25 protein-coding genes are annotated in these 24,506 nt (G+C 37.3%); 1 reads left to right on the top strand and 24 read right to left on the bottom strand.

The window, feature by feature from the left end; all coding sequences use genetic code 11:
• Positions 1–80: 80 nt before the first annotated feature.
• The 8 genes from KHA94_RS03020 to KHA94_RS02985 form a co-directional block, all read right to left on the bottom strand.
• The gene (locus KHA94_RS03020) at positions 81–314 is read right to left on the bottom strand and encodes an acyl carrier protein (RefSeq protein ID WP_213100657.1); all 234 of its coding nucleotides are present in this window, start codon (positions 312–314) and stop codon (positions 81–83) included.
• Positions 315–483: 169 nt separating this feature from the next.
• Positions 484–1,227 (bottom strand): 3-oxoacyl-[acyl-carrier-protein] reductase, encoded by a 744-nt coding sequence (gene fabG, locus KHA94_RS03015; protein ID WP_213100656.1) that lies wholly within the window; start codon positions 1,225–1,227, stop codon positions 484–486.
• Positions 1,224–2,171: an ACP S-malonyltransferase gene (gene fabD, locus KHA94_RS03010; RefSeq protein WP_213100655.1), complete on the bottom strand. Its 948-nt coding sequence runs from the start codon at positions 2,169–2,171 to the stop codon at positions 1,224–1,226. The genes fabG and fabD overlap by 4 nt, the downstream gene beginning before the upstream one ends.
• Before the next feature lie 37 nt (positions 2,172–2,208).
• Positions 2,209–3,201, bottom strand: a complete 993-nt coding sequence (gene plsX / locus KHA94_RS03005; protein ID WP_213100654.1) for a phosphate acyltransferase PlsX — start codon at positions 3,199–3,201, stop codon at positions 2,209–2,211.
• Positions 3,185–3,787, bottom strand: a complete 603-nt coding sequence (fapR, locus tag KHA94_RS03000; RefSeq protein WP_213100653.1) for a transcription factor FapR — start codon at positions 3,785–3,787, stop codon at positions 3,185–3,187. Before fapR ends, plsX begins: the two co-directional genes overlap by 17 nt.
• Positions 3,788–4,259: 472 nt before the next feature.
• A complete protein-coding gene (gene recG, locus KHA94_RS02995; RefSeq protein WP_420828141.1) occupies positions 4,260–6,293 on the bottom strand; it encodes an ATP-dependent DNA helicase RecG in 2,034 nt (677 codons plus the stop codon).
• Between the two features lie 122 nt (positions 6,294–6,415).
• The gene (locus KHA94_RS02990) at positions 6,416–8,098 is read right to left on the bottom strand and encodes a DAK2 domain-containing protein (protein WP_213100652.1); all 1,683 of its coding nucleotides are present in this window, start codon (positions 8,096–8,098) and stop codon (positions 6,416–6,418) included.
• Positions 8,099–8,116: 18 nt separating this feature from the next.
• The gene (locus KHA94_RS02985) at positions 8,117–8,479 is read right to left on the bottom strand and encodes an Asp23/Gls24 family envelope stress response protein (protein ID WP_213100651.1); all 363 of its coding nucleotides are present in this window, start codon (positions 8,477–8,479) and stop codon (positions 8,117–8,119) included.
• A gap of 300 nt (positions 8,480–8,779) precedes the next feature.
• Between KHA94_RS02985 and rpmB the strand changes: the two genes are divergently transcribed.
• Entirely contained in the window at positions 8,780–8,968 is a 189-nt protein-coding gene (gene rpmB, locus KHA94_RS02980) for a 50S ribosomal protein L28 (RefSeq protein ID WP_057769765.1), read from the top strand.
• A gap of 252 nt (positions 8,969–9,220) precedes the next feature.
• Here the strand turns inward: rpmB and spoVM are convergent, their stop codons facing one another.
• The 16 genes from spoVM to KHA94_RS02900 form a co-directional block, all read right to left on the bottom strand.
• Positions 9,221–9,301, bottom strand: coding sequence for a stage V sporulation protein SpoVM (spoVM, locus tag KHA94_RS02975; protein WP_057769763.1), 81 nt, complete (start codon positions 9,299–9,301; stop codon positions 9,221–9,223).
• Between the two features lie 97 nt (positions 9,302–9,398).
• On the bottom strand, positions 9,399–10,046 hold the full coding sequence (locus tag KHA94_RS02970; protein WP_213100650.1) for a thiamine diphosphokinase: 648 nt from the start codon (positions 10,044–10,046) through the stop codon (positions 9,399–9,401).
• A gap of 126 nt (positions 10,047–10,172) precedes the next feature.
• Positions 10,173–10,832, bottom strand: coding sequence for a ribulose-phosphate 3-epimerase (gene rpe, locus KHA94_RS02965; RefSeq protein ID WP_213100649.1), 660 nt, complete (start codon positions 10,830–10,832; stop codon positions 10,173–10,175).
• 2 nt (positions 10,833–10,834) lie between these two features.
• Positions 10,835–11,716, bottom strand: a complete 882-nt coding sequence (gene rsgA / locus KHA94_RS02960) for a ribosome small subunit-dependent GTPase A (RefSeq protein WP_213100648.1) — start codon at positions 11,714–11,716, stop codon at positions 10,835–10,837.
• A gap of 48 nt (positions 11,717–11,764) precedes the next feature.
• Positions 11,765–13,714 (bottom strand): Stk1 family PASTA domain-containing Ser/Thr kinase, encoded by a 1,950-nt coding sequence (gene pknB, locus KHA94_RS02955; protein ID WP_213100647.1) that lies wholly within the window; start codon positions 13,712–13,714, stop codon positions 11,765–11,767.
• Positions 13,711–14,466 (bottom strand): Stp1/IreP family PP2C-type Ser/Thr phosphatase, encoded by a 756-nt coding sequence (locus KHA94_RS02950; RefSeq protein WP_213100646.1) that lies wholly within the window; start codon positions 14,464–14,466, stop codon positions 13,711–13,713. The genes pknB and KHA94_RS02950 overlap by 4 nt, the downstream gene beginning before the upstream one ends.
• A 4-nt stretch (positions 14,467–14,470) precedes the next feature.
• On the bottom strand, positions 14,471–15,556 hold the full coding sequence (gene rlmN / locus KHA94_RS02945; RefSeq protein WP_213100645.1) for a dual-specificity RNA methyltransferase RlmN: 1,086 nt from the start codon (positions 15,554–15,556) through the stop codon (positions 14,471–14,473).
• 3 nt (positions 15,557–15,559) lie between these two features.
• A complete protein-coding gene (gene rsmB, locus KHA94_RS02940) occupies positions 15,560–16,906 on the bottom strand; it encodes a 16S rRNA (cytosine(967)-C(5))-methyltransferase RsmB (protein WP_213101270.1) in 1,347 nt (448 codons plus the stop codon).
• A gap of 2 nt (positions 16,907–16,908) precedes the next feature.
• The gene (gene fmt / locus KHA94_RS02935) at positions 16,909–17,859 is read right to left on the bottom strand and encodes a methionyl-tRNA formyltransferase (protein ID WP_213100644.1); all 951 of its coding nucleotides are present in this window, start codon (positions 17,857–17,859) and stop codon (positions 16,909–16,911) included.
• The gene (gene def, locus KHA94_RS02930; RefSeq protein ID WP_213100643.1) at positions 17,856–18,341 is read right to left on the bottom strand and encodes a peptide deformylase; all 486 of its coding nucleotides are present in this window, start codon (positions 18,339–18,341) and stop codon (positions 17,856–17,858) included. The genes fmt and def overlap by 4 nt, the downstream gene beginning before the upstream one ends.
• Before the next feature lie 128 nt (positions 18,342–18,469).
• Entirely contained in the window at positions 18,470–20,884 is a 2,415-nt protein-coding gene (priA, locus tag KHA94_RS02925; RefSeq protein ID WP_213100642.1) for a primosomal protein N', read from the bottom strand.
• Complete coding sequence (coaBC, locus tag KHA94_RS02920) at positions 20,881–22,089, bottom strand: bifunctional phosphopantothenoylcysteine decarboxylase/phosphopantothenate--cysteine ligase CoaBC (RefSeq protein ID WP_213100641.1); 1,209 nt, start codon at positions 22,087–22,089, stop codon at positions 20,881–20,883. The genes priA and coaBC overlap by 4 nt, the downstream gene beginning before the upstream one ends.
• Before the next feature lie 337 nt (positions 22,090–22,426).
• On the bottom strand, positions 22,427–22,648 hold the full coding sequence (gene rpoZ, locus KHA94_RS02915; protein WP_057769741.1) for a DNA-directed RNA polymerase subunit omega: 222 nt from the start codon (positions 22,646–22,648) through the stop codon (positions 22,427–22,429).
• A 3-nt stretch (positions 22,649–22,651) separates the two neighbouring features.
• Positions 22,652–23,266: a guanylate kinase gene (gene gmk, locus KHA94_RS02910; RefSeq protein ID WP_213100640.1), complete on the bottom strand. Its 615-nt coding sequence runs from the start codon at positions 23,264–23,266 to the stop codon at positions 22,652–22,654.
• A gap of 9 nt (positions 23,267–23,275) precedes the next feature.
• Positions 23,276–23,539: an extracellular matrix/biofilm regulator RemA gene (gene remA / locus KHA94_RS02905; RefSeq protein ID WP_213100639.1), complete on the bottom strand. Its 264-nt coding sequence runs from the start codon at positions 23,537–23,539 to the stop codon at positions 23,276–23,278.
• Positions 23,540–23,599: 60 nt separating this feature from the next.
• On the bottom strand, positions 23,600–24,472 hold the full coding sequence (locus KHA94_RS02900) for a YicC/YloC family endoribonuclease (RefSeq protein WP_213100638.1): 873 nt from the start codon (positions 24,470–24,472) through the stop codon (positions 23,600–23,602).
• Between the last annotated feature and the right edge of the window lie 34 nt (positions 24,473–24,506).

Below are 24,506 nucleotides of genomic sequence, written 5' to 3'. Positions count from 1 at the left end.
GACAAGAAATACGTTAACAATCATATACAGTGAGGGTATAACCCTCACTGAAAAAGTTTGGTTTAATAGTATCTGATGGATTATTGCTTCGCTTGTATGTAATTAACAGCGTCACCAACTGTAGCAATCTTTTCAGCGTCATCATCAGAAATCTCCATATCAAACTCATCTTCTAATTCCATAACTAGTTCTACTACATCAAGGGAATCAGCGCCAAGATCATCTTTGAATGATGCTTCTAAAGTAACTTCAGACTCTTCAACACCAAGACGGTCAACGATAATCTTTGTTACGCGTTCTAATACTTCTGCCATTCTTGTTCACCTCCCCTCAAGATATTATAAATTATTTTTGATCATTAATAAATGTTCTTATTAATAATTTTTATTAAACTATTTTAAAACCTCATCTTTATTAGGTGAAAAATGAATATGATAGAACTGGTAACTCGTCGATTTCTCTATCCGCACACACCTCTTTAGCTTACATGACCATGCCGCCATCTACATGAAGTGTTTGCCCTGTCATATATCGGCTATCATCAGATGCAAGAAACACAACGACATTCGCGATATCAGCAGGCTCACCAAATCGTGACAATGGAATTTGCTTCAACATCTGCTCCTTTACTTCCTCATTAAGCTTATCTGTCATATCTGTTGTAATAAATCCCGGTGCAACAGCATTAACAGTTATTCCACGTGATGAGAGTTCCTTAGCAGATGTTTTCGTCAACCCAATGACTCCAGACTTAGCTGCAACATAATTAGCTTGCCCTGGATTTCCGCTTACACCTACAATCGATGAAATATTAATAATACGTCCGCTTCTTTGCTTCATCATTTGTCTAGTTACTGCTTTTGTACATAGGAAGACACCTTTAAGATTAATATTTATGACATCATCCCATTCATCTTCCTTCATTCTCATAAGAAGATTATCTTTCGTTATCCCTGCATTATTTACAAGAATATCAAGCTTACCAAATGTATCGATCGTTTCCTTAACCATAGTGGCTACAGAATCACTATTCGATACATCACATTGCACAGCGATAGCGTTTCGTCCCATTTCCTTAATTTCAGCAACTACATGATTGGCTCTTTCTTCACTTCCGGAATAATTGACTACAACGTCAGCACCTTGTCTTGCTAATTCAAGGGCGATTTCCCTGCCAATGCCTCGAGAAGCACCTGTAATAAGAGCTATTTTCCCCTCAAGCTTCATTGTATTTCCTCCTTTAAGGACTCAATTACGGCCATACATGTCTCATAATCTGAAACAGAATATGTTCGTACAGTTTTATCAATCTTCTTAACTAGACCTGTTAAAACCTTACCTGGTCCTATTTCTATGAACGTATCTACCCCTAAGGAAATCATCTTTTGTACAGAATCTTCCCATAAGACTGGTGAGTAAAGCTGGGCGATTAATTTTTCCTTAATATCATTTGCAGAGGTCATTTCATCCGCTGAAACGTTAGCAATAACTGGTATTTCTGCATTATTTATTTCCATTTCATTAAGTACGTTTTTAAATTTTTCTGCAGCTGGTTGCATTAGCTGAGAATGGAAAGGACCACTTACAACAAGGGGCATAACTCTCTTAGCACCAGCTTCCTTTGCTTTAACAGAAGCGTTTTCTACTCCTAATTTTGATCCAGATATGACAATTTGGCCAGGGCAATTTAAGTTTGCTAATTGGACTGGATTTCCTTCTTTTGTGACCTCATCTGTAACAGACTGAAGCTCGTCGCGTCCCAATCCTAGTACCGCTGCCATAGTCCCTACCCCATTCGGAACAGCTTCTTCCATAAATTCGCCTCTTTTTCTAACAGCGTAAACACCATCTTCAAAAGAAAAGGCACCTGCGGCCACGAGAGCTGTATATTCTCCAAGACTATGTCCTGCTACATAATCTGGCTTAATATTGGATTGCTTAAAAAACTCCAAAATAGCAATGCTAGTCGTAAGTAATGCCGGCTGTGCATTCGTCGTTAATGTCAATTCTTCCTGTGGCCCTTCAAAAATTAACTTTGAAAGTGAGAAATTTAGTCTCTCATCTGCCTTTTCAAAAAAGGATTTTACATTTTTATCTGCTTCTGCCAGCGTTTTCCCCATCCCAACAATTTGAGAGCCCTGACCAGGGAATAAAAAAGCAATTTTACCCATTTGCACTCCTCCTTCTTCGTTCAAAAAAACCAATCATCTAGTTTACACTAGCATTTTCTACGGCCTCTTTTATCGTATGTGAAACATTATGTTCAATCATATTGCGCGTCTGCCTTACTGCACTAAATAATGCGTTTGCATCAGAAGAACCATGCGCTTTAATAACTGGAGCTTTTAAACCAAATAATCCTGCTCCACCATATTCTGAGTAATCCATTTTCGATTTTAACTGTACTAAATCGGGCTTAAGTACCGCTGCAGCTACTTTACTTTTAAAGCTGCCTGTTAAGGCGGATTTCAACATTTTAAAAACAGACATGGCCGTTCCTTCAATTGTTTTTAATACCATATTTCCAGTAAATCCATCAGTCACGACTACATCAGCAGCCCCCTCAAGCAAATCACGTGCCTCTACATTACCTATAAAGTTCAAATTTGCCTTTTGCAGTAATTCGAAAGTATTTTTAGCAAGCTCATTTCCCTTTTTCTCTTCAGTACCAATATTAAGAAGACCTACTCTTGGGTTTTTAATACCTCGTACTTTTTCAGAATAAATCGAGCCCATAATAGCATATTGCAATAAATGATCAGGCTTAGCATCTACGTTTGCACCTACATCAAGGAGTAAAAAGCCTTCCCCGCCAATTGTTGGCAATGTTGGGGATAAGGCAGGACGCTCTATTCCTTCAATTCGTCCAACTACAAAAAGACCTGTTGCCATTAAGGCTCCTGTATTTCCAGCTGAAATACAGGCATCCGCTTGACCATCCGTAACAAGTTGTGCGGCAAGAACCATAGAAGAATTCTTTTTCCTACGAACAGCCCTAACTGGCTCATCCGTTGGCAAAATAACTTCTTCTGTATGTACAATATTAATTCGATCATCATTAGTTAAATACTCTTTAATTTTGCCTTCATCACCAACAAGGGTAATTTGAATATCCTTAAATTCTGCAACAGCTTTCATCGCTCCTAAAACGATTTCTTTAGGAGCATGGTCGCCTCCCATTGCATCAATTGCTATCTTCATGTTGATTTTCATCCTTTATTGAATTATTGTGAGATCGATACATATCGAATTCACCTTTAAAAACTAATTCATTGTTTACAAAGCTAGAAACTTCAACGATGGTTCTACCATTATCGGAGTCGATACTTACAACTTTTGCTTTTGCGATTACACGTTCATTTCTCTTTACCGATCGAGTAAATTGAATATTTGCTTTCGCCGTTAATGCGAGTTCATCATTTATTAATGCTACCGCAAGCGAATTCGCTTGTGCAAATAAGTGATGTCCTCTGGCAATATTGTTTCGCTTAAATACATGCTCTTCTATAATATCTAAAATTGAAATCGCTGTTCTATCAAGTTCAATATCAATGATCTCACCAATTACTTCATCAATTGGCAAGGAACGCACTTCATCCTCAAACCGTTTTTCAGCTACATGCTTGATCCGTTCACGTAATTCAGGAATGGATAATTCAAGTCTGTCCAACCGAATCGTTTGCACACTAACTGAAAACTTCTCTGCAAGCTCTTCATCTGTAATAAAAGGATTTTCCTTTATTGTTGATGTTAATAATGCTTGCCTTTCCTTTTTATTTATTCTCATTGATCACACCGTCCGAGATATTAAGACTAGGTACTAATAGTAGTATATAATCAAAAAAAACAGATTGCAAGTAGAAAAGCGCAGACGACTTGTCCACCCCCGACAAGCATAAGACAGGCCGACGAGAAGGTTGTACTTTAACCTTCTTGGCGGACTGGCTTATGACCTCGAGGGGGTTAGTCGTCGGAGCTAGACAATGAAAAGCGCAGGCGCCTTGTTCAGGGGCGACAAGCATAAGACGAGACGGCATGAAGGTTGTATTTTACCTTCATGACGGATTGGCTTATGACCTCCGACGTACAGGACGTTCTAGTGCCGACGTTGCAACAGGACGTTGCGATCTTAGTCGGCGAGCCCCTAGGCGCCGGAACTAGACAATGAAAAGTGGAGACGCCTTGTTCATGAGCTTGAAAAAGAAAAGCTCTATCGCACTGATAATGCGTTAGAGCTAAACCATTTTCCCTTTAAAGTTCTAATCAAGTTTTTCTCCTTCTAATACACCTGATTCCTTTAAATAATTTCTTAATGTCATGTATTCAGGCGCGCTCCAAAATTCATTTGTTTGAATAAGTTGAGCTGCATCATTTCTTGCGGTCTCTAATGCACGATAATCATGAACCATGTCCGCTACCTTGAATTCTGGCAAGCCGCTTTGTTTTTTTCCAAAGAAATCACCAGGTCCCCTTAGCTCAAGATCCTTTTCACTTAGTAGAAATCCGTCGTTTGTCTCAGTCATAATTTTCATTCTTTCTTTTCCAACTTCAGACTTCGGATCAGCGAGAAGAATACAATACGATTGATCGCTTCCACGTCCAACTCTCCCCCTTAGCTGGTGAAGTTGGGCAAGTCCAAATCGTTCAGCATCATAAATGACCATCATTGTAGCATTCGGAACATTTACCCCAACCTCTACAACTGTTGTAGAAACAAGGACTTGAATTTCATTTCTACTAAACGCCTTCATAACTGATTCTTTTTCATCCGGATGCAATCTGCCATGCATTAAACCAATTTGATAGCGATCAAAAAAATAGTGAGTTAATTGACTATGTACATCAATGGCATTCTGAACATCCAATTTATCAGATTCCTCTATAAGCGGACAAATGACATAGGCTTGATGACCGGCTCTTAGTTCCTTTTCAATAAAGCCAAGGACCCGATCTAGCATATTCGGTTTCGCCCAATATGTTTCTATTAATTTTCTTCCTGCGGGCATTTCATCAATGATCGAGACATCCATCTCACCAAAAACAGTAATAGCTAATGTTCGAGGAATTGGCGTTGCAGTCATAAATAATACATCAGGGCTTTCTCCTTTTTCTCTAAGGACCCTGCGTTGTTCAACACCGAAACGATGCTGTTCATCAGTAATAACCAGTCCCAAGTGATGAAACTCTACCTCATCCTGTATTAATGCGTGAGTCCCAATTAATATATCAATTTCCCCAGCCTTTAGCAGCTGTAAAATTTCTCTTCTGCTTTTCCCCTTTACCGAGCTTGTTAAAAGTTCACATTTTATTTGAAAGGGTTCTAGCAATAATTTCAATGATTCAGCATGCTGTTCCGCCAATATTTCTGTCGGCACCATTAAAGCTCCTTGATAGCCTGCTGTACAGCTTGCATAAAGGGCAATCGCTGCAACTGCTGTTTTTCCTGAGCCGACATCCCCCTGTAAAAGACGGTTCATCCTAAATGGTGATTTCATATCGGTGAGAATTTCATTTACAACTCGTTTTTGTGCATTTGTTAATGAAAAAGGCAAAGAGTGAAGGAATGCCTTTATTTTCTCAAGCTGATAAGCTTGAATGATACCTTTTGATTGCTCTCTCTCAATCTTTCTTAATGCTTGCATTTTTAATTGAAAATAAAAGAACTCTTCATATACAAATCTTCTTCTTGCCTGCTTAAGTTCGTTCTGATCAGTAGGAAAATGCATAATACGAAGTGCTGACAATCTATTCATTAGTTTATATTTCACTAAAAAATATTCTGGCAAGATTTCTTCAATATTCGATCCGAATTGTGAAAATGCAAGATTAATAAATCGTCTTAAACCTTTTACAGTTATTTTCCCTTTCACAGCATATACTGGTTCAAAATCTTTACTAATAGATTGAGCGCCCAAATGTACTTCATTTGCTGTAATCGTCTGGCGATGCTGATCCCATTTCCCTGTAACAGATACAGTATCATTAATAGAGATTTTACTTTTCATATAGGGCTGATTAAACAAAACGACTTGAATTAGATATCTTCCGACAAGCACTCTTAATGTTAATCTCGAACGCTTCTTCCCATAATAGACTAGAGACGGCTCACTGTGCACCTTTCCTTCAACAGTTACCCTCTCCTCATTCTTTACCTCTGCTAAATCCTTCAAGCGATAGTCTTCATAGCGATATGGGAAATATTCAAGTAAATCGTTAACTGTTAAAATATTCATTTCTGCTAGAGCCTCTGCAGTTTCAGCACCTATTCCTTTGATAGAAGTAATAGGCTCAATGCAAAATTGATTTTTTTGGATTGACAAAGTTCTTCACATCCTATAAGTCAAAAAAGAAGGGTTTCCCCTTCTAATTTTTCACATTGTATAGCTCGAGTGTATTGGCACTTAAGTTTATCTTATTATTCAATTGCAAAAATGAATGCGTACAATGGCTGCTCTCCATTATGCAATTCAATTTCTACCTCATCATATTCTTCTTCAATAAAGCGAACAATGTTTTCTACATCTTCCTCAGAAGCATCTTCACCTTTTAGAATTGTTAAAATTTCAGTATCAGCATCAATCATTTTTGCTAATAAATCTTTAGCTAATTGAACTTTATCCTTGTTTTTAACAATTATTTTCCCTTCAGCAATTCCCATGAAGTCGTCTTTTTCAATTTCAAGGCCATCTATGCTCGTATCTCTTACAGCAAAGGTAACTTGTCCTGTTTTAACCTGCTGAAGTGCTGTAGACATATTTTCTTTATTCTGTTCTAAATTTGCACTCGGGTTGAAAGCAAGCAATGCAGACATCCCTTGTGGAACAGTTTTGGAAGGAATTACAATGACTTCCTGATTGGAAACTTCTGCCGCTTGCTGGGCAGCCATGATAATGTTCTTATTATTAGGAAGTATAAACACTTTTTTAGCGTTAACTTCCTGAATGGCCTTAACAATGTCTTCTGTACTTGGGTTCATCGTTTGGCCGCCTTCAATCACTGCATGAGCGCCAATACTGCGGAATAAATCAGCAATGCCGCTTCCCATTGAGACAGTAACAATACCATATTCCTTTAATTGTTTGGGTTTAGATTCATTTTCGGAAACGAGTTTCGTTTCGGTTCCATCAACTAAGTTTGAATGCTGCTGACGCATATTTTCAATCTTCATATTGATTAAGCTTCCATACCGTTGTCCATATGTTAAGCATTCTCCAGGCTGCTCGGAATGAATATGTACCTTAACAAGCTCCTCATCAGCAATGACTAATAATGAATCGCCGTATTTACTTAAATCTTGTCGGAAGCTTTCTTCAGAAAATGGATTTTTTAATAGCTTTGTACTTTCGAATTTCACCATAAACTCTGTACAATAACCAAATTCAATATCCTCGGTATTCATAAAGCTATGTACATTTTTATGATGCTCAGCACTTACTAGGTCCTCCATTTTCGGAAATGCTGTTGGAGAATCTGGAAGCGCTTCACCTTTTAATTCTGAAAGGAAACCTTCATATACGAAAACAAGCCCTTGTCCACCGCTATCCACTACTCCTACTTCCTTGAGGACTGGAAGTAAATCAGGGGTACGGTTAAGAGATGCTTTCGCTTCCTTCAGTACTTCTTCCATTAAAGCAATCAAATTGTCTTCGTTTTTAGCAACTTGAACAGCTCTTCTAGCCGAATCTTTAGCAACTGTTAAAATCGTTCCTTCAACAGGTTTCATTACCGCTTTATAGGCCGTTTCAACTCCACTTTGTAGTGCTGCGGCGAATTCTTTGCTATTTATTTCAGCCTTCTGCTCAATCGCTTTTGAAAATCCGCGAAATAGCTGTGATAAAATAACTCCAGAGTTCCCACGCGCACCCATAAGCAAACCTTTCGAAAGTGCTAAACCAACCTTCCCGATATGTCCCTGCACATTATTCTTAACTTCCTTTGCACCAGAAGTCATGGATAAATTCATATTCGTTCCTGTATCACCATCAGGAACAGGGAAAACATTCAATGAATCAACAAATTTGGCATTGGAGGATAAATGGTTAGCCCCCTTTATAACCATTTCTGCAAATAGTTTCCCATCTAATACATTTATTGACACAAGTCTTTCCTCCTCATCCTACGGATTCGTAACACGAACCCCTTGAACGTAAATATTTACCGAGTCAACGGCAAGTCCAACAGTTTTATCTAAGGTGTATTTTACTTTCGATTGCACGTTATGAGCAATCTCGGAAATTTTCGTTCCATAACCAACAATTATATACATATCGATATGTACTTCGTCGTTCTCTTGTCTAACAATGACACCTTTCGTAAAGTTTTCTTTACGCAGAATATCAGTTAGACCATCCTTTAGTTGATTTTTAGAGGCCATACCTACAATTCCATAACAGTCAACAGCTGCACCGCCAGCAATTGTTGCAATAACATCATTCGAGATATCAATTTGTCCGAATTTTGTTCTAAGTTCGATGGACATTATTATTCCCCCTCCTGAAAATGCTTATTGGATAAAAAATATTTTACTATAAGCTCAAACATTTTGAAAGTCGTACTTCCCCTCTTTATTATAGCTTATCAAGCTATAGTGTATGTCAAGGATTTTTTCTTGAAACACGGCTATTGCAATATAGAGGGTTGTATGATAAATTATTAAAGTATCTTTTAATGTCTAAACAATGACAATCTGTTTTTGACATTAATTCAAAATGGTCATCTAACATGGCAAATGAAAGCATGAAAAATAGCTTCAGCTTATGTGTTAAGGAGGGAAATCAATATGCCACGTAAATGTGTTGTAACTGGTAGAAAAACAACTACAGGTAATGCACGTTCCCATGCAATGAATGCAAACAAGCGTACATGGGGTGCTAACCTTCAAAAAGTACGTATTCTTGTAGACGGTAAACCAAAACGTGTTTGGGTATCAACAAGAGCACTTCGTTCTGGTAAAGTTGAACGCGTATAATAATGTGTAAGGACATCCAAATTCGGATGTCTTTTTCTATGAATAGCTGTATTAAAGCTCAGAACTGATAATGCTATTTTGTTGTGGCGAGTCGAAGGAAACCACGCAGGAGCGATAGCGACGAGGAGGCTTCCGGACGGCAGGCGATCGCTTAGTGCCTGGAGAGGAAGTCAACAAAGAAATTTAATATATCCTTATGAAAAATAAATAAAGCACCTATTTAAAGGTGCTCTCTACCTAGATTGTATTCTATCAGCTTTTTTTGAAAGCTCCTAGCATCGCACGTACGATTCCACCTAAAAACCTAGGTAGTTTAATTGTATAAAATCTCATATCTCGTGTCCCTCCTCACGATCTAACCCATCCAACTTATCCTTCGCCATTATCATCTTATTCAAAAAAATGAGATAAGTACTTATAATTTTGAAACTTAATCATTACTTCTTACAACCATTATTATGCCTTTGGAAAATGAAAAATTCCCATAATCATTAATAAGTTCATTACTAATACATAATGTTGACCCTAATGGAATATTCCTATCATTTAGAGGATATTTAAAACCTAATAATGTAAGGTTTTCTACTTCCATTGTTATTGGGATGAAAGAAATATATTTAAGTTGAGGGTTTTTCATGATTGAAAACTTTCCTGGTCCTTTTAAATACACTATATTTTTTTGATCAATTACTTCAATTTGGATCATTTTTCTCGCCAGTATTGGTTTTATTAGCAAGTGTATATTGGCAAAAAAATGGTCGAGTCTTCCTCCAGTTGCGCCAAAAATACGAATTAAATCAACTTCCTGTTTTAATGACCAGTTTAAAGCTAATTCCATGTCTGTTTCATCTTTTTCTGGAATAAATTTCTTTAATTCCTTTATATTTTCTTTGATTATTTCCAATTCATCTTCAGTGACTGAATCAAAATCTCCAAATGCGACGGCAGGCTGTATCTTATGGGAGAGAAGTGTAAGAACACCCTTATCAACTCCTACCCAAATGTCATCAATTGATCGGTAATTTGAAAGATTAGGCAGCAAATCTGTTGGGCCGCCAGCTAGTATATTAATATTCATAACAACCTCCAATTTATTAGAAAAACTTGGATATTTTATTGAAAACACACATTGCTTTAGTGCGTTAATAATCTTAACTTCCAATTAGCTAAAGAAAGTCAGCAGGGAACCCCCGCTGACTTCTTGTTATTTAACTATAGTATTGCCTCTTATGGCAGCGATGGCTTTTGCTCGATCTTGTTGATTATATACAGCAGAGCCAGCAACAAGCACATTTGCACCAGCTTCAATGCATAGCTTAGCCGTTTTTTCATTAACACCGCCATCTACTTCAATTTCTATATCTAAGCCTTTTGCATCTGCCATTTCTTTCACTGCTGTTATTTTTGGCAGAACAGATGAGATAAATTTTTGGCCGCCAAAGCCTGGATTGACAGTCATGAGTAACACCATATCAATATCATCTATGACATGCTCAATTGTACTTACAGAAGTTGCTGGATTTAAGACCACACCAGCCTTCACACCAAAGGATTTTATAAGATGAATTGTCCGGTGTAAATGACGGCAGGCTTCAACATGAACAGTAATATAATCTGCTCCAGCTTTTGCAAATGCTTCAATATATTGATCAGGATTTTCGATCATTAGATGGACATCTAACGGAAGCTTCGTTACCGGTCGAATGGCTTCAACAATAAGTGGCCCAATCGTAATATTCGGAACAAAATGGCCGTCCATTACATCCACATGAATATAATCCGCTCCTCCTTTTTCCACATCTTTAATTTCCTCACCAAGCTTGGAAAAATCAGCAGATAAAATCGATGGTGCAATCTTCACCATATTTAATACCTCGGCTTTCTATCTTTAATTTCTTGTAAAAATGATTTATAGTGCTCATATCTATAGCTAGGTATTTCTTGATTCTGTATAGCATCCTTCACCGCACATTTGGGTTCTGCCATATGAAGACAGCCCCTAAATTTGCATTCCTCGCTTTTTCTTTGAATATCCGGAAAGCAAAAATTTAAATCTTCCATTTCAATATCAATAAATTCAAGAGAGCTAAAACCGGGAGTATCCGCAACATAACCGTTTCCAACTTTAATTAGTTCAACATGTCTTGTCGTATGTTTTCCTCGGCCTAAATGAGAAGAAATATCGTTTGTTCGCAAGCACAAATCAGGTCTTAAAACATTAAGTAAAGAAGATTTCCCAACCCCCGATTGTCCTGCAAAAACAGAAATTTCCCCTTCCAAAAAGGGGTATAAATCTTTAATGCCCTCTTCTGTTTCAGAAGAAGTTAATAATACTTCATAGCCTGCCTTTCGGTAATCATCAGCATAAGATTGAATTTCCTTATATTGATCACAATTTGTTAAATCTATTTTCGTGATGCAGATAATAGGCTTAATATGATTAAATTCTACCAATACAAGAAACCGATCAAGTAGTGCTGTACTGAAATCTGGTTCTACTGCTGAAAAAACAAGTATAGCCTGATCTACATTTGCGATAGGCGGACGAACAAGTTCATTTTTTCGGTCTTTCACTTCTAAAATATAGCCTTCTTTATCATTTTCCGCTTGAAAAACAACCTCGTCACCGACTAGAGGGGTCACTTTATTTTTCCGAAAAACCCCTCGTCCACGGCACTGGACAGTTTCCTTCCCACTTAATACATAATAAAAACCGCTTAATGCCTTTATGATTTTGCCCTCAGGCATAGCAACACTCCTTACTATCGTTTTTTTGATCTTAGTCATAGTGAACATTTATTCCACTACTTGTTGATCAATAATTGTATTGTCTCTTCTTACTTGATAAACAGCTTTTTGTCCGTGTGCAATCCGCAATTCAATTCTAAACGTCTTATTTTCGGTAATATACTCAGTTAGAAAAGGATCATCCATATCTCTTTCCATATCACCAATATAAATTTGTACTTCCTGTGGTTGTCCATCTTCAGTAGGTTCATACGGCACAAATATTTCCTTAGGAACAGTTTTAGGCGGTATTTCCTTTTTACCTTTAGAAAGAACAACCCTTACTTTATCTCCTCTAACTAATTGGGCTCCTGGAGAAGGAGTTTGGCTAATCACAAGACCTTCTGGAACTTCATTAGAATAATCCTCTGCTATTTCAATGAATAAACCAGTTGATTCCTCATATACTTCCAAGCCTTTCTTATTATTTCCCTTTAAATCTTTCAATGTAATCGGTGCTGGGCCTTTACTAACCGTTAACACAATTTCCGTTTCCTCAGGAATAACAGATTCTCCTGCTAAGATGCTTTGCTCGATTATCGTTCCAGGTCCTACCGTTTCGTTATTTAATTCCTTCTTAGTAACCTTGAATTTTTCCTTATCTAACAATCGGAAGACTACATCGTATTGTTGTCCTACATAATTTGAAAGCTCAAACTCTTCCTTACCTAAGCTTTCATATATATCGATATTGGAGCCTTCTTTCACGGTTTTACCTGCTTTAGGATTAGTCTTAATGACGAATCCTTTTTCCACTTCCTCATCAGTCAATCGTATTGTTTCATTGACCTTAAAACCTTTAGCTTCTAATTCCGCAATCGCTTTATCGATTTCTTTACCTGTTACTTCCGGTACTAAAACATCTTTTGGCCCAAATATATCTGGCAGGACAGTAATCGCAAGTATGCCAAAAAGAATTAAACCAAAAAAAGTAGATACTAATATGATCGGCCATTTTTTTCTTTTTTTCTTTTCCTTTGGTTGGTTTGGTTTTATTTTATTATTTTCTTGTTTTCCTTCTTTGCCGTGGACGACTGTTTCATCCAAATTTTGAAACTGATGCTCATTTGTAATAATCGGAATGGCTTTCGTCGCATCATTGTCGACAGGAATCAAAAATCTTTCTTCATTTATGCGTTCAGGCTCCAATGCAGTACTTAAATCTTCTTCCATTTCTTCGGCATTATTATATCGATGAAATGGATCCTTGGCCGTTGCTTTGAACACAATATTTTCTACACTTTGCGGAATGGATGGATTCCATCTTCTTAAAGAAGGTGTTTCCGACTGTAAATGCTTCAAAGCTATCGAAACAGCTGATTCTCCAGAAAAGGGCAGTCTGCCAGTAAGAAGTTCAAACATAACAATCCCTAATGAATAAATATCAGACTTTCGATTAGCCATTCCGCCTCTTGCTTGCTCTGGTGACAAATAATGAACAGAACCTAATACTGAATTTGTTTGTGTAATACTCGTTGCACTCATAGCCATCGCAATTCCAAAATCAGTGATTTTTACATTACCATGTCGATCTATTAATATATTATGTGGTTTAATATCCCGATGAATAATATGATTTTGGTGTGCATGTGCGATTGCTGATGTCAACTGCTTCATAATTTCGATAACATTTTCTACTCTAATAGGGCTTTCTTGTTGTATGTATTGTTTTAATGTCTGACCTTCAACATATTCCATGACAATATAATAAATAGAATCTTCCTCGCCAACATCGTAAATACTTACAATATTCGGGTGCGCAAGACTAGTCGCCGATTGGGCTTCACGATGAAAGCGACGAATAAATTCTTCATCATTTGCAAAATCAAGCCGAAGCATCTTAAGAGCTACATCACGATCAAGAATCATATCATGGGCTAAATATACATTAGCCATGCCCCCGCCGCCGATAGTTTCAAGAATTTTATATCTGCCGCTAATTCTTTTTCCTATCATCATACGCGATCACCTGAATCACTATTTAAGTATTCGACGATGACAATTGTTATGTTATCCTCGCCACCATTATTATTCGCGAGTTCTATGAGTGTAGATGCTTTTTCTTCCAAGCTTTGATTACTTTTAAGAATTTCTATCATTTCTATTTCCTGAACTTTATTGGAAAGACCATCAGAGCATAGTAATAATAAATCTTCGTCTTCAAAAATAATTGTTTTAAGATCCATATTTACTGTCATTTCTGTCCCTAATGCTCGTAAAACAACATTTTTCATTGGATGATGTTCAGCATCTTCCTTTGATATCTGCCCTGAACGAACTAGTTCATTAACAAGAGAATGATCCTCCGTCAATTGCTGAAAGCCATTTTCATTAAGGATATAACAGCGACTATCCCCAATATTTGCAATGCTTACAAAAAGATTCGTACAAATGGCAGCAACAAGTGTTGTGCCCATCCCTTCACATTCAGTTGTCGTTTTTGCATGTTCATAGAGAGCTGTATTCCCTTTTTCTATATTAATTTTTAGCCATTCTTCTGCTTCATCTGCTGTTTTAATCTCTTCTGTTTCTGCCCATATCTTTTGCAAATTGGATAATGCCATTTCACTAGCAACATCACCTGCACGGTGACCGCCCATGCCATCTGCAACAATGGCAAGGCGCTGACCGCTGCGATTTAGAAAAATTCCACCACTATCTTCATTATGTTGACGAATTCTGCCCCGGTCTGTTTTAAAAACAGCTTTCATATCGTTACCTCGTCTCCTCTTTTCGCTCCTTCGCACGAAGTTGTCCACATGCTGCATCAATATCATGACCTTGCTCTCTGCGAATCGTTACATTAACGCCGTATTTTTTTAAGGTTTTTTCAAATTTGAAAATCTGTTCCTTCGGTGTTCTTACATAATCTCTTTCTGGTACATAATTAACGGGAATTAAGTTAATATGGCATTTTATCCCTTTAACTAACTTTGCTAACTCTTCGGCATGCTCAACTTGATCATTTACACCTCCGAAAAGACCGTATTCAAAGCTGACGCGTCTGCCTGTTTTATTCACATAGTAGCGAATAGCCTCCATTAAATCTGGCAGCTTATATGCTCTGTTAATAGGCATGAGCCGACTTCTTAGCTCTGAATTTGGTGCATGAAGAGATAGAGCAAAATTTATTTGTAAATTTTCATCTGCAAATTGATAAATTTTTGGAATAATGCCGCTTGTGGAAACAGTGATATGTCTTGCACCAATATTTAAGCCTTTGTCATGATTAACAATTTTCAAAAATGAAAGCATTTGATCATAATTATCAAACGGCTCGCCAATACCCATAATCACGATTGAACTTACGCGCTCATTTGTTTCGTCAAGTGCTTGTTGTACTTTTACGACCTGTGCAACAATTTCTCCTGCCTCTAAGTTTCTCTTCAAGCCGCCTAAAGTAGATGCACAAAACGTACAGCCAATTCTGCAGCCTACCTGTGTCGTAACACATACAGAGTTTCCATATTCATGTCTCATTAAAACGGTTTCAATCGAAAAGCCATCGTGGAGTTCAAATAAAAATTTTATTGTTCCATCTGAAGACTGCTGCTGAATAAGTGTTTTCAATGTTGTTAATGAAAAAGACTTTTCTAGCAGCTCTCTTAACCCTTTTGAAAGATTTGTCATTTCGTCAAAGGATGAAATCCTTTTCGTATACAACCAGTCAAAAATTTGCTCTGCTCGGAACGCCTTTTCATTCATTTCTACTAGCCAGTCTTTTAACTCATTCAGCTGTAAAGAATAAATGGACGGTTTTTGATCTGTGTTTTTTTTTTTCGTAGTCGATGCTTGTTCCATTCATTACCCCTTCTTTCTTAGACAGGCTATATAAAACCCATCCGATCCAAAATCCTGTGGCAATATTTGAAGATCATAATCATTTATTAGCGGCCGAATCGCATTCGGCATTCTTTCTTTTAAGGAAGAATCCCCTTCAAACTCACCATTCTCACTAAGGAACTCTTTCACAATATCATGGTTTTCTTCTCTATCTATAGTACAAGTACTATAAACTAGAATACCACCTTTTTTTAATAAAGGGGAAACTGCCATTAATAAGTTCCTTTGAACCTTTGCAAGCTGAGTTACATCTTCTTCTTTTTTTGTATATTTCATATCTGGTTTTCTTCGCATAACGCCAAGCCCAGAGCAAGGAGCATCTAATAAAATACGGTCAAAAGATTCCTTTTCAAAGCGTTCTTGTACCTTTCGACTGTCTAGTGCTGAGGCTTTTATATTGGTTAAGCCCAATCTTGCTGCATTTTCATTAATGAGCTTAACTTTGTGTTCATGCAAATCAAGGGATATGACTTGACCAGTATTATGAAGTTTCTCTGCAATATGTGTTGATTTACCACCTGGCGCCGCACACGCATCTAAAACCCTGTCATTTTCAGTAACACCCAATGCATATGCAGAAAGCATTGAACTTTCATCCTGAATGGTAATTAGTCCTTCTTTAAATACATTTGAATTGGCAAGATTTCCTCGATAGCATTTAATTGCTTCAGGAATCACTTGGCTTTGCTCAACCTGAAAACCTTCTTCTTCTAAAAATTTTAAGCAATTTGCTACAGTTGTCTTAGCTTCATTTACTCTTGCTGTCTGCAAAGGCGCCGTTAAATTGAGCTCACACATTTGCTTCGTTTTTTCAAATCCAAGCTGATTTACCCATCTATTAACGAGCCATAATTGATGGCTCGTTGCTATAGCAAGCTTTTCATTCGGGTCTTTTACATCTTCTATTGAAGGTAGACCCTGTCTTTGGATATTTCGGAGAATGCCATTGACCATTCCAGAAATCCCTCTATGGCCACGGCTTTTTGCAATTTCAACAGCCTCATAAATTGCCGCCCGATCAGGGATTTTATCTAAATAAATCATTTGATATAAAGTAAGACGTAATAATTGAATAACCCAGCTTTCAATTTTTTTATTATCTCGTAAAAAGGGCTTTAGGAAGTAGTCAAGGCTCATTCTTCTCTGTAATGTTCCATACGTTAGCTCAGTCAGTAATCCGATATCCTTCTGATTAATTTTGTTTTTATTAATGGCAGTATTAAGTAGAAGATTACTGTATGACTGATTTTTTTCAATTGATTCTAATAAGTCCATTGCTGTTTCACGGACGTTCTTCTTCTTTTCCATTTTCATTGGCCTTCACCAAATCGTTCCCCAACGGATACTTGAGAGCCAGCACCTCGTAAAAATTGCTCAGCTGTCATTTTCTTCTTTCCAGATGGTTGAAGCTCTAATATTTTTATCGCCGTGCTATTGCCGGTTGAAACAATAAGAGCTTGATCTTCAATTTTAATAATTGTTCCTGGAGGCTCTTGTGAGTCACTATTTACTTTTTCAGTCCACCATACCTTTATTACTGTATCGTTTAATATTGTATAAGCAACCGGCCAAGGGTTTAAGCCACGTACATGGTTATAGATTTCCTCACCTGATTTAATCCAGTCAATTTTTTCTTGCTCTCTTTTAATATTTGAAGCAAAAGTTGCATCTGCATCATTTTGTGGTATTGATTTCAATTGACCATTCAGCAACTTAGGCAAAGTTTCTGATAAGAGTTTGGAACCTGCTTCACTTAACTTATCGTGAAGGGTACCAACTGTATCGGTCTCAACTATAGGCACTTCTACTTGAGTTAATATATCTCCTGCATCTAGCTTCTCTGCCATATACATGATTGTAATACCCGTCTTTTCTTTTCCCTGAATGATCGAATAATGAATCGGTGCTCCGCCTCTAAGTTCTGGAAGCAAGGAGGCGTGAACATTAATGCATCCATATTTCGGAGACTCTAGCAGCTCTTTCGGTAAAATTTGACCGAATGCCGCTGTTACAATTAAATCCGCGTTTAAAGCTAGAATCTCGTAAAGATCTTCTTTTACCCGGATTTTTTCCGGCTGATAAACAGGAATTCCATGCTTTTTTGCCTCTACTTTAACAGGAGGTGGTGTTAATATCCTTTTCCTTCCCACTGGTCGATCTGGTTGAGTTACAACGGCAATTACTTCATAACCATCTTTCAGAATTTGCTGAAGGACAGGGACAGAAAAATCAGGCGTTCCCATAAAAATAATTTTTGTCATTCGATCTCCTCTCCTTCCACTTCGGATTCTTCTAAATATCTGCTTACTTTCGATGTAAATAGAACTCCATGAAGATGATCAATCTCATGTAATATAGCCCTTGCTAAAAAATCTTCCGCTTCAAAGATATAGAGTTTTCCTTTTCGATCTTGCGCTTTTATTTTCACATAAAAAGGTCTATTTACTTCCCCATACAATCCTGGGAAACTTAAGCAGCCTTCAGGTCCTATTTGCTCTCCGCTTGTTTCTAGTATTTCAGGATTAATCATTTCGATCGTTCCATGTTCATCATCAATATCAACGATTGCTATTTGCTGATCGAGGCCAATCTGTGGGGCAGCAAGGCCAACTCCATCAAATTCAATCATTGTATCATACATATCGTTTAAAATTTTTGTAAGCTTTTTATCAAATATTTTAACAGGTTTACACTCTATCTCTAATATCTCTGCAGGATAGGTGACGATTTTTCTAACTGACAATCTATTTCCTCCAATGACTTCTTTATTTATCGTAAAATAACTGGCTCTAGGACCCCAACTGATTGAAGATTCACTTTTTCTATTTTCAACCAATTTCTATTTCTTCATAACAATACATCGAGTTTTCCCTACATAAGAATAAAGGGATTCACATCTACAGAAATTTGAAGTCCGCCGGAAATTATTTCTTGCTGATAGTTATCAAGCATCTTCTTTAAAGACTTGTTAAGCTCAGGTTCCCGTTTGTATTTTATCAAGCACTGATATCTGTATCTATTATTTATCCTAGGAATAGGCGAAGCAACAGGCCCTAAACAAATCGAATCCTTTGAAAGCTTGGATTGTATATAAGCAGTAATCTTTTCTGTGACGGAAACAGCCTTTAACAATTCTTCGTGGCTGACTGTGATTAAAGAAATATAATAAAAGGGCGGGTACTTATGAATTTTTCTTACGATCATTTCTTGTGCATAAAACTTGCGGTAATCTTGCTCTCCAGCTAACTCAACACTATAATGTTCGGGAGTATAGGTTTGGATAACTACCTCCCCTTCAAGTTCGTGTCTCCCAGCACGTCCACTGACTTGTGTTAGTAATTGGAAGGTTTTCTCTGAAGAACGAAAGTCAGGCAGATGAAGCATAGTGTCCGCAGACAGTACTCCTACTAATGTAATATTTGGAAAATCAAGACCTTTCGCAATCATTTGTGTTCCTAGAAGGATATCCGCTTGTCCTTCCTGAAATTGATCTAAAAGTTTTTCATGAGAACCTTTTCGACTTGTCGTATCTACATCCATCCGAATTACTTTTGCTTCGGGCAAAATTTTCGAAAGCTCTTCTTCTACCTTTTGTGTTCCTGTTCCAAAATATCGAATATGCTCACTATTACATTCAGGGCAATGTTTCGGTGCGGCTGCCTCATAGCCGCAATAATGACATTTCATAAGCTGATTAAAACGATGATAGGTTAGAGATATATCGCAATTATGACAATTTACAACATAGCCGCAGTCTCTACACATGACGAATGACGAATGACCTCTTTTGTTTAAAAATAGGACGATTTGTTCCTTTTTTTCTAATCTATCCTTTATTTTTTCAAGAAGTGTCCGAGAAAACATGGAGCGGTTTCCATCTCTCAACTCTTCTCGCATATCAATGATTTCCACAGCAGGGAGAGATTGGTTATTCATCCTTTTTGGCATTGCTAAAAGCTTGTACACGCCTTTTTGTGCTCTTGCATAGGAATCAAGTGATGGAGTTGCACTCCCGAGAACGACTGGACAATTATGCTTTATGGACCTTTGTATCGCGACATCGCGTGCATGATATTTTGGATTTTCTTCTTGTTTATAGCTGGTTTCATGCTCTTCATCGATAATAATGATGCCGAGGTTTTGAAATGGAGCAAAAATGGCCGATCTTGCTCCAACCACTACTTTAACTTCCTGTCTTTGAATTTTTCTCCATTCATCATATTTTTCTCCAACTGAAAGTCCGCTATGAAGTACCGCAACTTGATCACCAAATCTCCCTTTAAATCTTCTAACCATTTGCGGAGTCAAGGAAATTTCAGGAACAAGGACTATCGCTTCCTTCCCATCCTGAAGAACCTTTTGTATGGATTGCAAATAAACCTCAGTCTTGCCGCTCCCAGTCACACCGTAAAGTAAAAAGGTTTCATTCTTATTTTCCTCAATAGAAGCTAGAATAGGCCTTATCGAATTTTCTTGATCCTCTGTAAGCGGCAAAGGCTCTGTTCTTGTGAAATTTCTGTCTTCATAAGGATCTCGGTACACTTCTATTTCCATTTCAGCTAATATTTTTTTCTGAATTAATCCTTTAATAACAGAAGTGGTGACTCCTAAAGCAGATAGAAGTTCACGCATTTCTACGGGTGAATCCGAATGTAAAAAGAAGTCTATGACTTTTTTTTGTTTTACGACATGTGCTGGCAAATTTTCTTTTTCAAAAGATAATTGCTCTTTACTTAGCAAGGAATAAATAGCTTTTAGCTTCTTCTTCTTCACTCTATCTTTCACTATATATTGGATTTCAATATTTCCTTCTGCTGCTTCCTTTTGGAGAAATGACAAGCTGCTTAGTTTTACAGCTTCCTCCCAAGAAACAGTATCTTGATTATTGAAAATCGATTGTATATCAAATGGCAATTCTTCAAGATTTGCCGTGCTTGATAATTTAAGCTTTTTTTCATATTTTGCTTTTAGAGCGGGTGGAATCATGACTTGGTAGGCAGAAATCTTATAGCAGAGAGTAGTTTCAGTAAGCCAGTCTCCTAATGCTAATAGTTCATTATTTAGCACAGGTGTTAAATCCATTGGTTCAATTAGTGCTTTTAATTGTTTGTAATCAGATGTTTCCTTTAATCCAGTTACAAATCCTTGTATTTTTCTTGGACCAAAAGGGACGATCACTCTCATACCAGGTTGGATTACCCCAATTAAATGATCTGGTATTAGGTAATCAAAAGGTTTATCAATTTGTCTTGCTGGAACATCGACAACAATACTTGCAATGTTCATTGGAGCTCATCCCTTAATAAATTAGCTGCCTCTTCAAGAATTTTTACTGCTACTTCCTTCTTTGACATTAATGGAAGCTCAATAGATACACCATTACGTTTAATTAACGTAACAATATTTGTATCTGTTCCAAAACCTGCTCCATCAGATTTCACATTATTCGCCACGATCATATCGGCATTTTTTTTCATTAATTTTATTTGAGCATATTCGGCAACATGTTCTGTCTCCGCTGCAAAGCCAATTAGGATTTGATCTTTCTTCTCTTTTCCAAGCTCATAAAGAATATCCTTAGTCCTTTCAAGTTCTAACGCTTGTTCTCCAGGCTGTTTCTTCACTTTATGTTCATGGATTATTTTTGGACGATAATCAGCGACAGCAGCCGTTTTTATCACGACATGAGCATTCGTATATTCCTTCATTACCGCATGATACATTTCTTCTGCGCTTTCCACATTAATTAGTCTTACACCTTTTGGTGCCTGTAATGATACAGGACCTGAAATTAGCACAACCTCAGCTCCTGTTCGGACTGCTTCCTCTGCAATGGCATAGCCCATTTTTCCTGAGGAATGATTTGTAATATATCTTACTGGATCTATTTTTTCTCTTGTGGGCCCAGCTGTTATGACTATTTTTTTTCCAGAAAAATTTGTCTCGCTAGTTTGGAAAAAACTCATTATATTCTCCGTGATTTTCTCCGGCTCTTCTAATCTGCCTTTTCCAACATAGCCGCAAGCAAGATAGCCCTCACCAGGTTCAATAAACTGGTAACCGAAGCTATGTAAAGTCGAAATATTTTTCTGAACAGCAGGATGACTGTACATATGAACATTCATTGCTGGTGCTATCCACACTGGTGCAGTGGCAGCTAAGAGTGTAGTTGAGATCATATTATCGGCAATGCCGTTTGCCAGCTTTCCGATCACATTGGCAGTTGCCGGAGCCACTAAAATTAAATCAGCCCAATCTGCGAGATCAATATGAGCAATCACCTTTGAATCTTTTTCATCAAATGTATCTGTATAGACATCATTTCTTGATAATGACTGAAATGTTAACGGTGCAACAAACTTCTCAGCGGATTCACTTAATATAACTTTCACATCTGCACCTGCCTGAGTAAGCTTACTAGTTAAAGCAGCTGCTTTATAAACAGCAATGCCTCCAGTCACACATAATAGAATTTTTTTTCCGTGCAGCATTTTTGGACCTCCATCCACCTACAAATTCTATCTTTATTATGCAAGAAGAACCATTTTTTTTCATCCTAAAAGAAAAAATTTGAATACTTTGGACCTAATAGTTTTAAAGAACAAATGCGCAAGCGCCTTGCTCACCTCCGACAAGCACAAGACGAGCCTCACGGAAAGGTGTTCTTTACCTTTCTGGGAGGATTGGCTTGTGACCTCGAGGAGGTAGGCGCTGGAGCTGAACGTAGATAAACTATATCTCAAGTTATCAACAGATAGCGAAAATTATAATTTCCTATACAATAAAAGAAAAATAACAACCTGATATGAAGGTTGTTATTTTTGCAGGTTATTCGTAAGCTTCATCCTTTTGCTTAGTTGCAAGACGGTAATGAAGCTGATCAGCATGAATCTCCTCTAAAGCTTTACCCACATTTTTATGGGAAACATACTTTTCAAGCTGTGGCTTTGCATTAACTTGTAGCTTTCGTGCACGCTTTGCAGCAACGGATACAAGAGAGTATTTGGAATCAATTTTTGTCATCAATGAATCAATAGAAGGATAAAGCATCTTTTATTCTACCTCCAGCATTTTAATATATCTTGGTTCAACTCGTTCTCTGCGGCAATGTTCAGCAACAACTATGGCTTTAATTCTTTCACACGCCAAATCAATTTGATCATTTTCAACAACATAATCGTATAAGTTCATCATTTCAATTTCTTCTTTTGCCACTGACATACGATTATTAATTACATCTTCTGTTTCAGTGCCTCTTGTTACAATTCTGTTTTTCAATTCAGACAAGCTCGGCGGAACAAGAAAAATAAATAAGCCGTCAGGGAACTTCTTCCTGACTTGCCTAGCACCCTGAACTTCAATTTCAAGGAAAACATCTTTTCCTTTTTCGAGTGTTTCTTTTACATAGTCTACTGGTGTACCATAATAATTCCCAACAAATTCTGCATACTCAAGCAGCTTTTCTTGCTCGATTAATGCTTCAAATTCTTCACGAGATTTGAAAAAATAGTCAACGCCATTTACCTCGCCATCTCTTGGTGCTCTTGTTGTCATAGAGATCGAATACTCAAAAGAAGTATCCGGCTGTGAAAAAATTTCCTTTCTTACTGTTCCCTTCCCAACACCAGAAGGTCCGGATAAAACAATTAATAAACCTTTTTCCTTCATCAAACAATCCTACCCTTCATCAATAGTCTCATCCCGGTCGTTTAAGCGGTGGGCAACTGTTTCTGGCTGTACGGCAGAAAGGATAACATGATCACTATCCATAACAATAACAGCTCTCGTTCTCCTTCCAAATGTTGCGTCAATTAAAGATCCGCGATCACGAGCATCTTGAATAATTCTTTTAATTGGTGCTGATTCGGGGCTAACAATAGAAATAATTCGATTTGCCGATACAATATTACCAAAGCCTATATTTATTAATTTGATCGCCATTTGCTTCCTCCAAGCATCAGTTATATATTTTGACCCCGCGAGCCTCATTCTAAACAAATTCTATTCAACATTCTGAACTTGTTCTTTCATTTTTTCCAATAGGCTCTTCATTTCTACTACTTCAGAAGCAATCTTATAATCATTTGCTTTTGATCCTATTGTATTGGTCTCCCTGTTCATTTCCTGAAGAATAAAGTCAAGTTTCCTTCCTATCGCCTCGTTCACTAATAAGGTTTGTGTAAATTGTTTTATATGACTATTAAGGCGTGTCAGTTCTTCGTTAATATCTACCTTATCCGCGAAGATAGCAACTTCGGTAAGAATTCTTCCTTCATCAAATTGGCTACTTACTAAATCGGTCATCCGTTTAGCTAATTTTTCCTGATATTGCTGTACGACATTAGGGGCATAATCCTTTAATAGGATTACATGTTCTTTTAACTGATTTAATTGATGGCTTAAATCTTTTTCAAGTACTGCACCCTCCATTTTTCGCATTTGGCGCAATTGGATACAAGCCTCATCAACTGCTGAGAGCACAATTTTTTCCAGATTTTCACTGCCTGCTTCCTTTTCTTCTATATAAATGAGCTCTTCCCTCGTTAAATCCCGAATGGATATTTCCTTATCAATTGCATACCTGTCCTTTATTTTCCTTATGTATTGATAATACTCATCTAGTAGCGCCCAATCTATATGCACATTTCGGCTTAATACACCCTGTCCTTCAATCGTAATAAAGACTTCCGTTCTGCCTCTATGAATAAATGCATTTAACTGCTTCTTTATCTTATCCTCTAAATAAAGAAGCTGTCTAGGCATTCTAATTTGGTATTCAGCAAAACGATGGTTTACCGTTTTTACTTCAACTAATGCAGAAAAAGAACCTTCATTCTTATTGCTTCTACCAAAGCCAGTCATACTAACAACCATTTTAAACACGTCCTGCCTATAAGGTTGACTAAAC

Source organism: Cytobacillus citreus (assembly GCF_018343665.1).
GTDB lineage: Bacteria > Bacillota > Bacilli > Bacillales > Cytobacillaceae > Cytobacillus > Cytobacillus citreus.
This window is presented reverse-complemented; position numbering and strand designations above follow the sequence as displayed.